The organism is Mucilaginibacter gilvus, from assembly GCF_004054195.1.
Lineage (GTDB): Bacteria > Bacteroidota > Bacteroidia > Sphingobacteriales > Sphingobacteriaceae > Mucilaginibacter > Mucilaginibacter gilvus.
In genome coordinates this window covers 97,189-111,246 of record NZ_SBIW01000007.1, presented here as the reverse complement: position 1 = coordinate 111,246, position 14,058 = coordinate 97,189, and the positions used below count along the sequence as shown (strand labels likewise).

At 45.8% G+C, this 14,058-nt stretch carries 8 protein-coding genes; 2 read left to right on the top strand and 6 right to left on the bottom strand.

The window, feature by feature from the left end; all coding sequences use genetic code 11:
* Positions 1-154: 154 nt before the first annotated feature.
* A complete protein-coding gene (locus EPL05_RS14910) occupies positions 155-5,770 on the top strand; it encodes an alpha-2-macroglobulin family protein (RefSeq protein ID WP_128534780.1) in 5,616 nt (1,871 codons plus the stop codon).
* Between the two features lie 167 nt (positions 5,771-5,937).
* Positions 5,938-6,375 (top strand): SRPBCC domain-containing protein, encoded by a 438-nt coding sequence (locus EPL05_RS14905; RefSeq protein WP_128534779.1) that lies wholly within the window; start codon positions 5,938-5,940, stop codon positions 6,373-6,375.
* Positions 6,376-6,446: 71 nt separating this feature from the next.
* Here the strand turns inward: EPL05_RS14905 and EPL05_RS14900 are convergent, their stop codons facing one another.
* The 6 genes from EPL05_RS14900 to EPL05_RS14875 form a co-directional block, all read right to left on the bottom strand.
* On the bottom strand, positions 6,447-7,433 hold the full coding sequence (locus EPL05_RS14900; RefSeq protein WP_128534778.1) for a 3-keto-disaccharide hydrolase: 987 nt from the start codon (positions 7,431-7,433) through the stop codon (positions 6,447-6,449).
* A gap of 256 nt (positions 7,434-7,689) precedes the next feature.
* On the bottom strand, positions 7,690-8,079 hold the full coding sequence (gene gloA2 / locus EPL05_RS14895) for an SMU1112c/YaeR family gloxylase I-like metalloprotein (RefSeq protein WP_128534777.1): 390 nt from the start codon (positions 8,077-8,079) through the stop codon (positions 7,690-7,692).
* Positions 8,079-10,307, bottom strand: a complete 2,229-nt coding sequence (purL, locus tag EPL05_RS14890) for a phosphoribosylformylglycinamidine synthase subunit PurL (protein ID WP_128534776.1) — start codon at positions 10,305-10,307, stop codon at positions 8,079-8,081. The genes gloA2 and purL overlap by 1 nt, the downstream gene beginning before the upstream one ends.
* Positions 10,308-10,772: 465 nt before the next feature.
* Entirely contained in the window at positions 10,773-11,600 is an 828-nt protein-coding gene (locus EPL05_RS14885) for an energy transducer TonB (RefSeq protein ID WP_128534775.1), read from the bottom strand.
* Positions 11,601-11,764: 164 nt separating this feature from the next.
* Complete coding sequence (locus EPL05_RS14880) at positions 11,765-12,346, bottom strand: DUF4468 domain-containing protein (protein WP_166727721.1); 582 nt, start codon at positions 12,344-12,346, stop codon at positions 11,765-11,767.
* A gap of 69 nt (positions 12,347-12,415) precedes the next feature.
* Complete coding sequence (locus tag EPL05_RS14875; protein WP_128534773.1) at positions 12,416-13,486, bottom strand: porin; 1,071 nt, start codon at positions 13,484-13,486, stop codon at positions 12,416-12,418.
* Positions 13,487-14,058: the final 572 nt, after the last annotated feature.

Below are 14,058 nucleotides of genomic sequence, written 5' to 3'. Positions count from 1 at the left end.
ACAAATCTCTGTGTTTCTTCGCGTTAATAACGCCGCAAGTCTCCGTGTCATCTGCGGTAAAACACAAACGCTTAAACTAAATAAATATTTATCCCCCTCAATAGTTATTCAATAAAAGTTATTTAAATTCATAGGAAAATAACTAACCTACTCCATGAACTATATTAACAGCCTTTTCCGTTCGCGAAGAGGCCCTGCAGTTGTTGCAGCAACACTTTTACTTGTCGCGTTATCCATTTATTTAGTCCGCGCCCACAACCATAAAAAGAAGGGGCCCGACTTTAGCCGGTATATCGAATCGTATACCACAGGGGTAATATCCAAGCAAAGCACCATTCGCATTAAGCTTGCCGGCGAGGTACAGGTTACCCATGCGCAGGGCGAAGAGTTGAGCGATAAGGTGTTCGATTTTTCCCCTTCCATAAAAGGAAAGGCATATTGGCTGGATGAGCGCACCATAGAGTTCCGCCCCGAAGGTAAACTGGACCCGGATAAAAAGTACGATGCAGATTTTAACCTGGGTAAAATAATAAAGGTTGATGGCGAGTTTGAGCATTTTAAGTTCGATCTGCAAACCATTAAACCCGATTTCAGCGTATCGTTTGTGGGGCTAACCAGCGCCACCAACAATTCTGCCGACATGATGAACCTTACCGGCACCCTGCAAACCGCCGATATGGAAAACCAGGAGAAAATAGAAAAAATACTCACCGCAAATTACGATTGCCCTGTAACGGTTAACTGGCAGCATAACCCGGCAACCAAAACGCATAAGTTTACCATCACGGGTATTAAAAGAGCAAGCATCTCCTCCCCTGTAAAAGTTAACTGGGATGGTAGTGGCCTTGATATCGATAAAAATGGCAATCAGAGCTTTGATGTACCGGCCGTTGGCGATTTTAAAGTACTGGATATTAAAGCGGTTCAGGATAACGACCAATATGTAGCCGTACAGTTTTCAGACCCCATAATGGTTGGGCAGGAACTAACCGGGCTGATCACCGTAGGCAGCCTTACCGATGCCGCTTACACCATAGAAGGCAGCGTGGTAAAAGTTTACGCGCCCGAGCGGCTGGAAGGCAACTTCGGCGTGGTGGTTAACGAGGGCGTGGAAAGCGTGTTCCATAAAAAAACAAACAAGGCCTACACTGGTAATGTATTCTTCGAGAACCGGCTGCCTTCCGTATCTATCCCGGGCAAAGGCGTTATCCTTCCCGACTCTGGAAAATTAATGATGCCTTTTGAGGCCGTGAACCTGAAAGCGGTAGACGTAAGGATCATAAAAATTTATGCCAGCAACGTGCCCCAGTACTTTCAGGGCAATGGTTTTGATGGCGCTAACGAACTGAGGCAGGTTGGTAAACCTATTTTAGAAAAAACCATAAACCTCGCTACCGATAAAGGCCTCAACCTGCACAAAAAGAACCGCTTTATGCTGGACGTTGATAAGCTTTTCCGTGCTGAGCCGGGTGCTATTTACCGGGTTGTGATCGGTTTCAGGCAGGAATACTCTCTGTATAATTGCAAAGCCGGTAGCCCTGTAGCCGTGAAAGGTGACGACGCGGACAGCGACGGTGACGAATACAACAATGAGTACGGTGGCAACACCGATGGCGTAAGTGATGAGGACGATGATTTCTGGTCGAGGTATGATAACTACTACCCTGAAGGTTACGATTGGCAAAAACGTGCGGACCCTTGCGATAACTCCTACTTTACTAAAGACCGCTGGGCCACGCGCAATATCATCGTATCCAATATCGGGCTGATTGTTAAACGCGGCAATGATAATAACATCACCATAGCGGTAACCAATATCCTAACGGCCGAACCAATGAAGGGCGTGGACCTGGAGCTTTTGGATTACCAGAAACAGGTGATTTGCAAAGTAACATCAGACGGCGACGGCATGGCCAAACTGGATATGAAACGCAAGCCTTACTTGCTGGTTGCCAAACATGGTAAAGAACGCGGCTATCTTAAGCTTGACGATGGCAGTTCGCTGCCCCTCTCCCGTTTCAACGTAGGTGGAGAGCAGGTGCAGAACGGACTAAAAGGCTTTATATACGGCGAGCGTGGAGTATGGCGCCCCGGCGATTCTATCTTCACCACCTTTATTTTAGAAGACAAGCTCAAAACGCTCCCTGCAGATCACCCTGTGGAGTTTGAATTGTATAACCCCAATGGGCAGCTGTATAAAAAACTCACCCGCACAAGCGCCGTGGATGGCTTCTACAGCTTCCATACCGCTACCGAGACGTCCTCGCCTACCGGCAACTGGTCGGCCCGGATAAAGGTTGGCGGCGCTACATTTGAGAAGAAGATAAAAGTGGAAACCATTATGCCTAACCGGTTGAAGTTGAAACTCGATTTCGGCGCAGCAACGGAATTGACCAAAGGCAGCGGCGCGAACGGCAAGTTAAGCGCGCAATGGCTCTTTGGCGGCGCGGCGCAGAACTTAAAAGCTAAGGTAGATGCTTTCCTGTCGTCTAAAAAGACAAGCTTTGAAGGTTTTGAAGGCTATGAGTTTGACGACCCTATCCTCGCCTTCAACACCCAAACCCAAACGGTTTTTGATGGCCGGTTAAATGAGAACGGCGTAGCCGATGTAAATACAGATATCAATGTAGAAAAACAAGCACCGGGGCAACTGCGTGCCAACTTTGTGGTAAAAGTGTTTGAACCCGGCGGTAATTTTAGTTTACAACAGGCCGCTATGGACTATAACGTTTACCCTGGCTATGTGGGACTTAAAACACCCAAGGGCAGCGAACTTTCCGGCATGTTGGTTACGGATAAGAACCACGATATTGACATTGTTGCTGTAGATACCAAAGGCAAGCTGTTTAGCGGTACGCGCAATATTGAACTGGAGCTTTATAAAATTCAGTGGCGCTGGTGGTGGGACGAAGGCGGCAACGAGATGAGCAATTTCACCCAGGATAAATATAACAAGCTCATCAAAACAGGCACCATTACGCTTAATAACGGGCGTGGCAAGTACACCCTCCGCATCCCGCAGGCAGACTGGGGCCGTTACCTCATCCGCATAAAAGACCCGGAGACCGGGCATTCTACCGGAAAGATCATGTATGTGGATTGGCCAAACTGGTCGGAACGCTTGCAGCAAACCGCGCCAACAGAGGCGGCAATGCTATCCTTCACGGCAGACAAAACCAATTATAAAGTTGGCGAAGATGCTACCCTTACCATCCCAACCGGTGGCGACGGGCACGCGCTTATCAGTTTTGAAAACGGCAGCAAGGTTTTAAAAACCACCTGGATAGATACCAAAAAAGGCGAAACCCGCTACACTTTTAAGGTGGACGAAACCATGGCACCAAACGTTTTTGTAAACGTAACGCTGTTACAGCGCCACTCGCAAACCAAAAACGATCTGCCGATACGGATGTACGGCGCTATCCCGCTCAACGTGGATAACCCCGAAACCATCCTGAAACCGGTGATCAGCATGCCGGATAAGATCCGCCCGGAAACACAATCGGCTATTACGGTATCTGAAGCGAATGGTAAGGCTATGACCTATACCATTGCCATTGTGGATGAAGGCCTGCTGGATATCACCAACTACAAAACACCAAATCCGCATGAGGCTTTCTACGCCCGCGAAGCACTTGGCGTTAAAACCTGGGACTTGTTCGACTACGTTATCGGTGCATTTGGCGGCGGTTTAGAACGGATTCTCAGCATTGGTGGTGACGGTACCGGAGGAGTAAACAAAAATGTGACCGTGAACCGCTTTAAACCGGTAGTTAAATTCCTGGGTCCGTTCCGCTTGGAGAAAGGCGCAAGCCAGACCACCAAATTCACGCTGCCACAATACGTAGGATCGGTAAAAGCCATGGTTATTGCCGGGCACAATTGCGGCTATGGCTTCGCCGAAAAAGCGGTTGCCGTTAAAAAGCCGCTGATGATATTGGCAACCCTGCCAAGGGTATTAGGCCCTTCGGAAAAAGTGCAACTGCCGGTAACCGTTTTCGCGATGGAGGATAATATTAAATCGGTAACGGTACAGGTGCAATCGAATGCCTTCAGCAACCTTGGCGGCAACAATACGAGGGTGGTTACTTTCAGCAAACCGGGTGATCAACTGGTTACCTTTGATTTGGATGTGAAGGATTTCGTGGGCGTTGGTAAGGTTAAAATTACAGCCAAATCGGGTGGTGAGAGCACAGCTTATGATGTAGAATTAAACGTACGCAACCCTAACCCACCTGTAAGCCGGGTTACCGAAAAGGAATTAAAACCGGGCGAAACCTTGGTTGCAACGTATACAGCTGTAGGTATAAACGGCACTAATAAAGCCAGCCTTGAGGTGGCCAGCATACCGCCGCTAAACCTGGGCAAGCGACTGGAATACCTTATCACCTATCCGCATGGATGTGTGGAGCAAACCACATCTTCGGGCTTCCCGCAGTTATACCTGGGGCAGTTGCTCGATCTTTCTTCGCGCCAAAAGGCGGAGACAGACCGTAACATCAAATATAGCATCAATCGCTTAAACGGTTTCCGCACACAAAGTGGCGGGCTGAGCTATTGGCCGGGAAATGCAGATGCCGACGAATGGGGCACCAACTATGCCGGGCACTTCTTGCTGGCAGCACAGGCGAAAGGCTACAGCCTGCCTGCCGGCTTAATAAACGAATGGAAACGTTATCAGAAACAAAAGGCGGTAAACTGGTCGCCCGACCCGCGGACCAACATCCACGGTTATTATTACTATACTGACCTGGTGCAGGCTTATCGTTTGTTCCTGCTCGCCTTATCCGGCTCGCCCGAATTAGGTGCCATGAACCGTTTGAAAGAGTATCAATACCTAAGTGTTGAAGCGCGCTGGCGTTTGGCTGCAGCGTATAAACTGGCCGGCCAGCCAGAGGTTGGATTGCGGATGATCAATGGTTTATCTACAGACATCGCCCCATATAATTCTATGTACGGCACCTATGGATCCGACATGCGTGATGAAGCGATGATCCTTGAAACGCTTACCCTATTGGGCCAGCAGCAAAAGGCCGCGGGTGTGTTACGATCGGTCGCGTCGAGGCTTTCTGTCGATAGCTGGTATAGCACACAAACCACCGCCTACTCACTCGTAGCGATAGCGGAGTATTGCGGCTCCAATAAATCGGGCAGTAAACTGCTGTTCAATTACCAGACGAACAGCGACAAGGGAAATATAAACTCTGCGTCTTATATATGGGCTTCGCCGATAGCGGCCAACGGTGGTAAAGTAACCATGAAGAATACAGGTACCAACCGGCTGTATATCAGGTTGATCCAGCAGGGGCAACCATCATCCGGTCAGGGTGTTAAAACCTTTGTTAACCCGGATATTTTGCAGTTGCGTGTAGGCTACTTCAGCCTTGGCGGTAAACCTATCGACCCAAGCAAACTGAAACAGGGCAGCGATTTTGTAGCGCAGGTAACCATCAAAAACCCTGGTAAACGCGGGCGGTATGATAATATGGCGCTTACGCAGATCTTCCCATCAGGATGGGAGATCTTGAACACCCGGATGCTCAATAACGATGAGGCGTTTAAATCCTCAGCATCTGATTACCGCGATATTCGCGATGACCGGGTGAATACATACTTCAGCCTGGGCGAAAACACCGAGGTAACGTATTATGTAATGCTGAATGCAGCTTATGCAGGTAAATACTATCTGCCTGCTGCGTATTGTGAAGCCATGTATAACCATGATATAAACGCGCTGATAAAGGGACAATGGGTTGAGGTGGTGAAATGATAAACACGAATCCGCACTAATTAAATCGAATTTAACGAATTTTGAGCTTCAAAAATTCGTTAAATTCGATCCTGTTCGTGAAATTAGTGTGATATCATGTCCCAAATCACCCATAACAATGACGTATTTGCCCGTTTGCGGCGAAGTAGCCGAGCCATATATTTGTAATGAACCAGCACCCAATTATGAAGCTAAAAGATAACGCCCAAACAGCCACTGTCGAAATAAACTCCCCCATAGAAAAGGTATGGGAAATGTGGCATAACCCTGCCGACATCCTCCATTGGAACACGTTCTCCCCGGATTGGCATACCTCGCACGCGGAAAACGATCCGCAGCCGGGCGGCAGGTTTCTGTTTGTTATAGGCCTAAAAGATGGCAGCTTCAGTTTCAATTTCGAAGGAACTTATAAAGAAGTTATCCCTAATCAACTCCTCACTTACACGCTGGATGATGGGCGAAGTTCTGTTATAAAATTCAGCGCGGGTAACCCGGTTACCATAACCGAAAGTTTCGAACCCCAGGATAGCGACCCTATTGAATACCAGAAAGGTGCCTGCCAGGCTGTGTTGAATAATTTAAAAGCTTATACAGAACGCAAATAGACATTGGCCTTGAAGCAAAAAAGCGGTCCCAACAAAGTCGGGATCGCTTTTTTACGAATATCGTCGAGCGTTTATTTCGCCGGGGTGATCACAATGTTGCGGTAATCTATAGGTCCGTGGTCGCCTTGTATTAATAGCGGACCTGGTTCACCTTCGCGGCTGTTCAGCGCACCGCCCGTAATACCAGGGATCTCCGCACGGGAAATAACTTCGGTGCCGTTGGCCACAATGGTAACCAGGCGACCAACCAATGTAATATCGTAAGACTGCCATTCGCCCGGGTTTTTAGCCGTCATTTTGTTTGGCGGCAAAAAGCCATATACTGAACTAAACTGGTTGTTGATCGGCTCCGGCTCGCCACTTTTGGTGTCAATTATCTGCACTTCATAACGGCCTCTCAGGTAAACACCACTGTTGCTGCCCTGTTTGTAACGGAACTCTATATGTAGCTTAAAATCCCCGAAGGTTTTATCAGTAATTAGGTTGGAACCCGATTTAAGGCTACGTAAAATCCCTTTCTCTACTATCCATTGATTTGCGCCTTCCGTATGCCATCCTTTGGTGTCCTTACCATTAAATAGTACGATAGGTTTGCCCCAAACAGCTGCCTTGGTAGGCAGCATCCTTGGTGCGCGTACGCCGGTAAAACTATAGCTCTTGCCATCAGTATAAACCATGGTGCCTTTTATCACATCGCCGCCAACTTCAAATTCAAAATCCATATTGCGGTCGCCCTGCTCCCATTGCGGCGGGATAGAGAAACTAAATTTACCGTCGTGCGGCTTAACTTCTGATATAGGGCGCGCGCTGCCAAAAGCATACGTAAAGCGCCCGATAAGGGTATGTGTGCCCGATTTTTGCACCTCCAGCCATGATGGTTGGGTTTTACCATCCTTCTCCATCGTCAGATCCCATCGCCCAATTACGTCAGGGTCCTTCACCATTGCGTGGTCCTGGGCCGAAACTTTGATAGCGGAAAAAAGCAACAGCGCTACAATAACCTGCGCGCCTGCAAAACGAAAAATACGTTTGATAGATAGAACCGGTAAAATTTTCATGTGGTAATAATTAGTTCCTAAATCTACAAAGTTAATTGGGAATACAAAACTACCACGCCATTTTGAGCGGGTTTGGGCGATGCCTGCTGCCCGTGCTTTACGTTGCAACTCCTCATTTCGCGCCGCTGATAGAAGCGCCGCTCCATTCCGGGGTTTCCACTGCAATCACTAATGCGGGATTAGCGGTGAATTTTATATAAAACAAAAAAAGACGCGAAGTATCGCGTCTCTACAAAAATTCTATCGCGATGTCTTGTTACTTCTCGTACAACTCCAACGGCAAACCATCTGGATCGGCGAAAAAGGTAAAACGTTTATCGGCTGTTTCGTCTATACGGATTGGTTCGGTAACCACATTGCATTCATTTAAATGAAAAACGGCTTCGTCGATATCATCTACCTCAAAAGCAAGGTGCCTTAAACCGGCAGCCTCAGGGTGCGATGGACGCGCGGGAGGATTGGGGAATGAGAATAGCTCTATCTGGTATTGCCCGCCAACTTCCAGATCGAGTTTGTAGGAGTCGCGTGCTTCTCGGTAGGTCTCCAATAAAATTCTAAATCCAAGCACTTCTGTGTAGAAGTGCCTGGATCTTTTATAATCGCTGCAGATAATTGCAACGTGGTGGATTTTCTTCAGATTCAGCATTATGCTTCGCCAAGGCTTACATGTAATACGTTGCTGTGTACCATTTTAATATCGGTAATATTACCGAACAGTTCGCCATCGATATTGGTATTGCCTATGCCGTTAACAGTACCCAGGGTGCTAAATTCAACTTCGTTGGTGGCCATCATTTCGATGAAGCGTTCTTCATCATCAGGCGCAACGCTCACTACTACCCTGCCCTGTGCCTCGCCGAATAGGAAGGCATCCCTGCGGATAGCGCTATCGGTATCAATATCAAAGCCCAAACCGTTTGGCAGACAAGATTCTACTAAAGCAATATAAAGCCCACCATCAGCCACATCATGTGCCGACTGTACAACCTTATGCTTGATGAGTTGCTTAAGCACCTGGTGCATGGCGTATTCTTTATCGATATCAAAATAAGGAGCAGGTGCTTTAGATATCTTATGATACGAAGCAAGGTATTGTGATGAAGCGATGTCATTTTGTGATTCGCCGATTAAGTAAATTAAGTCGCCTGGTTGTTTAAAATCAAGCGTCATCAGGTTACTCTGATCGTCCATTACGCCCAGCATACCAATGGTTGGCGTAGGGAATACCGGGCCTTCATCACTCGATTGGTTGTAAAAGCTTACGTTACCACCCGTTACCGGTGTTTCAAATTTGCGACAGGCTTCGCCCATGCCTTTTATAGCACCTACAAACTGCCAGTAAACCTCCGGTTTGTATGGGTTACCAAAGTTTAAGCAGTTGGTTATCGCAACCGGTTCGCCGCCCGCGCAGGTAATGTTACGCGCAGCTTCAGCAACGGCAATGGCCGTACCTTTCTGCGGATCGGCGTATACGTAGCGCGAGTTACAATCGCAGGTTAATACAATAGCTTTATCAGAACCTTTTACAGCCACAACTGCCGCGTCGCTTGGGCGGTTGGTAGTCATGGTAGCAGTACCTATCATGGAATCGTACTGGTCGGTTACCCAACGTTTTGATGCGATGTTTGGATGTGCTATCAAATGCTCGGCAACGTCTATTAAGTTAGTTGGCTCGGCAACATCTTCTATTTTAAATTTCTGGTTCTCGGCAAAATAAGCGGGCTCGCGGTATTCGCGTTCGTAGATAGGTGCGCCGCCGCCAAGTACCAGGTCGTCTGCAGGTACATCGGCAACTTTTTCGCCATTCATAAAGTACTCCAGGCGCTGGGTATCGGTCACTTCACCAATAATAGCGCAGTTCAGGTCCCATTTATCAAAAACAGCTTCTACAAGCGCTTCTTTTCCTTTTTCAACCACAATCAGCATCCGTTCCTGTGATTCGGAAAGCAGGATCTCGTAGGGTTTCATATTTTCCTGACGCATCGGTACGCGGTCCAGGTGAATGATCATCCCGTGCTCGCCCTTGGCGCTCATTTCTGAGTTGGAGCAGATTATACCTGCCGCACCCATATCCTGCATGCCTACAACAGCACCGGTTTTTATTACTTCTAAAGTTGCTTCCAGTAATAGTTTTTCCTGGAAAGGGTCGCCAACCTGTACAGCCGGCAAGTCGTTCACCGAATCTTCGGTAATATCTTTGGATGCGAAAGCCGCACCGTGGATCCCGTCTTTACCTGTGGCCGAGCCTACTATGTAAACCGGGTTACCAACACCGTAAGATGTTGCAGAAACAGTTTCACCCGCCTTTACAATACCTGCCGAAAACGCGTTCACCAGCGGGTTGATGTTGTAGCACTCATCAAAGAAAAGCTCACCGCCAACGGTTGGGATACCAAAGGCATTGCCGTAATGGCTAATGCCTTTTACCACGCCTTTTACCAGCCATTTGGTTTTATCCAAACTTAAGTCGCCGAAACGCAGGGAGTTCATCTGGGCGATAGGCCTTGCGCCCATCGTAAATATATCGCGGTTGATACCGCCCACACCTGTTGCGGCGCCCTGGTATGGTTCCAGTGCCGAAGGGTGGTTGTGTGATTCTATTTTAAAGGCGCAGCCAATGCCGTCGCCAAGGTCAACCAATCCTGCGTTTTCTTCTCCGGCTTTGGCCAGCATACGCGGACTATCCTTTGGCAGTGTTTTTAGCCAGGTGATTGAGTTTTTATAGGAACAGTGCTCGCTCCACATTACCGCGAAGATAGAAAGCTCGGTAAAGTTGGGTACGCGACCCATGATTTCATTAATTCTGGTAAATTCTTCGGGTAAAAGGCCAAGGTCTTTGGCGGTTTCAACGGTAGTTAATTCCTGGTTCTCCAATGTTTAATTGTTTATGTTGAAAGGATGCGCAAAATTAGGAAAAAGAGCTGAAAGCGTAAAGCAGAAAGGTAAAACGTTCATGTATAAACGCACATCCGTATTAATCGCTGATGGGACAGCTTTATTTGGGGCGAGACGGAAAATCCCGACAAGTGTTTCACAAATAAAAGCGGAACACCTACTTTCAAAACAATACTAACAACCAGCACTTTATTTTTTTTTAGTGAAACGCTTTGCCCCCCCCCTACATCTTAGATAAACCTCATAAAACACTAACAATAAAGCAATTAACCATAAATACAGGTTCGACTTAAAACAATATGAAACACTTTTTTTGGCACACCTATTTCAGAACAAGTAAAGGCGCGCCGCGGCTTTAAGCCTGCGGAACGAAAAACAAAAAGCCCCGTGAAATAAAAATTTCACGGGGCCTTCAACTACCTTTTCTTTAACCCTTACTAAAAACTACTCCACAGGCAATTGAAAATTAATGGGGATAGTGTACCTCACCCGCACAGGCTGGCCGTTTTGGATGCCGGGTTTCCAGGCTTTGGCCAGTTTAAGTACACGGGTTGCTTCCTGGTCGAAACCGTAACCTACGCCCCTTACCACTGTAATATCGGTAAGCTCGCCGTTTTTCTCTACCACAAAGGTCATTATCACCCGGCCAGATACGTTGGCATCCTGTGCTTGTGGTGGAAAACGTAAGGCTTTGCCTAAAAATTTACCGAACGCAGCCATACCACCGTATGGTTCAGGATTCACTTCCAGCCCGATGCCCGATGAAACTATTTCTTCGCCATTACCTGCGGGTGCAGCTACCGGGCCAACTGGGCCTTTTTCATCTACTACTAATGACGGGCCTTCGGGACCTTTTGTGGTAACCGGGCCCACATCTCCTTTAATTTCCTCAATAACGGGCGGCTCTTCGGTAACAGGTTTAGTGGTTACCACAAATGATGTAAATTTTGTGGTAGCCGTCGGAGGGGTTGCTTTTACGGGCTGTACAGGTTTAGCTTTCTCAACCTGTTTTTCGGGAGGCTTTATAGCTTGTATAACAGGCGGGGTAATGTTAACGATAGTTCCCGTGTCAGACATTAGCGATTCGGTTTTAAACGCGAAACTCAGGGCAACAACTCCGGTAATTACTACCGTAAAAGCAATAGCCATTGCTTTGTTAAGCGTGCCTGCATAATGTGCCCTTAGGTCGTAAGCGCCATATGCTTTGTTCCTGTCGTCGAATACAAGGTCGAGCCACTCGGTCTTGTACAAATCAAATTTTGTGTTTAGCATAACGTTTAGAATTAAATTTGTCTATATAACGTTATCACAATACAAAATGTTGTACAAATTATAATTATTGCGAAATAATTATTGGAATATATGGATAATTACAAATTTTATATGGAACAGATAGTATTATTAAGAATTATATTCTGTCTAAAAAACAGTTCTAACTACCATTTATCAGTAGCTACTTTCTTTACCACTTCTTCTTGCTTTCTCAGCACCTGCACCCTATCCATATAATGTACCAATTTAGCGGAAGAGGCTTTACAGAACGCGCCTATTTGGTCCAGGTAAGTATCGGTATCCTTTACGCTGTATTTGGTCCACATTTTTTCTAAGGGTATTTCTACCCCGGGTTGTACGGCCATGCTGCCGTAGCGGTTTATTTTGTACGGTTTAAATACAAATTCGCCAAAGTTGTAGCGGTATTTACCGTCCTTGGTATCAATGTTCAGTTTGTAGCTCACTTGTCCGGCTTCTTTTTTTGATAATAGCGCGCTGCCGTAGATCACAAAGTTATCTTTCAATGTCACGCTGCCCGGTACTTTGCTTTTCTCGGTACGTTTCGGCGCGAAATAGCCGGCAAACTGCAATGCGCGGGTGTATAAGCTATCCATGCTCATGCCAGGCTTTTCAATCACCTGATAGCATACGTATTTGTTATTCTCGTCGAACTGAAGTACATCCTTCTGCGCCCAGGCGGTTTGCACCAATAGGGCGCAGGCAATGCTGAATACTAATTTTTTCATATAATAAAGATAAGCCATCCATAAACAAATATGGATGGCTTATAAAATTTAATTGTTGAGCTAATTTTATTAGAAAGCGTAAACAGCTGCTAATACAAATTGAGAAGCTGATTTGCTTGGCATAAGGTCTTTATTCACGAAGAAATCGTCTTTCATGTGATCTAACCTAACCTCCGGGATAAAAGTAAGCGGACCAGCTTTAATGTTAGAGGTAAGCGTAAACGCGGTTACCGAACTACCCGGCGCTGGGCCAGATAATGGTGCTAAAGCACCGGCTTTGGTTTTGAAATACTCAGCCCTTAAACCAAAGGTTACGCTTGAGCTGGCGGCAACCTGCGGATACAGTGCCACGCCAGAAAAACCACCACCGCTGTGAGGAGCGCTGTAAGTAGCTGCGTTCACGCCCAATTTAAAGGCGTCGGTTACCTGGTAAGCTGTTGTAAGGTCAACCTCGGTACCAGAGTAGCTGCCGCTTACTAAATTGATGTAAGCTGTCCAGCCTTTAGCAGGGCTCAGGAATAACTGGGCACCAAAGGTTGATACATCATTTGTAGATGTATAACTGTTCCAGCCATCGTTAAAGATACCTGCCATTAAACTTGCTTTATCAGAGAAGGTGTAAGTACCTTTTAAACCTGCATTTTGGAACGGGCCGTTGGTGAACAGGTAAGAGGTAGAGTAGTTGAAGTTACCAACCGGCGAAATTACTTCGTAGCCAACAAAGGTTGCCATGTAACCGGCGGTCATGGTAAACTTATCGCTCAAATCGTATGATACGTATAAGTTCTGTATGTGGTAGCTATTGGTTCCCTCGTCGTAAACGCCGGCAGCGTTAGGGATAGACTGCGCCTGTCCGCGGGGGCCAAAGCTCATTTCACCAACAAAAGCTGCTTTTCCAACTTTCTTCTTCAAACCCAGGTCTATCATGCCAATAGAGATAGAGTTTTGATCGCTTGCAAAACTGGTACCGATGTTTGAGCTACCGCTGGCGTTTTTAAAGCCCGAAAAATCGTTTTTGTAATACGTGTCTACCGAACCAAAGATTACCAAAGGTGGATCTGCTTTAGGGGCGTCCTGCGCGCTTGCAGTAAAAGTAGCTGCTGCTGCAAAAAATGATAAGAGTAAAAGTCTTTTTTTCATGATAAGGAATTAAATTAATTGTTTTTGTTAATTGTTGTTGTGTTGTTCTTAAATATTTCGAATCAGTAAAGCTTCTGTACCTATAATTACTGGCAATCAGATACCTTTTTCTAATAAAAATTCAATTTTGCTACTTAATTATAATAATCTCTATAGAGTTTGTATTAATTAGTAATTTTTTATGAAAATATGAATGAATTTTAACAAAAACAAATTATAAATGATATAATTTCAATAATAGATGCCATTTTTTTAAACATTAACATAAATAAACAACCATTTTATTTTCAAAACAAAAAATAAATCAACAATATTTATAAATATTATAATTTACACTTTAATACAAGTGCTTATTTTAAAGTTTTCGTAATATTTACAATGGTTTAAACATAATTTAATTTAAAATGTATACTATGCACGCATAATTTTAAATAAATTACATATTTTATTGACAAATTAACATTAAAATCGCCGCACGCCGCCTTGTTTATTCGGGTTTTTGGGTGGTGATATTACCCGGCTTTATAGCTGTTATTTTAAATGATTTTCTATTTTTGGGGTAACCAATAATA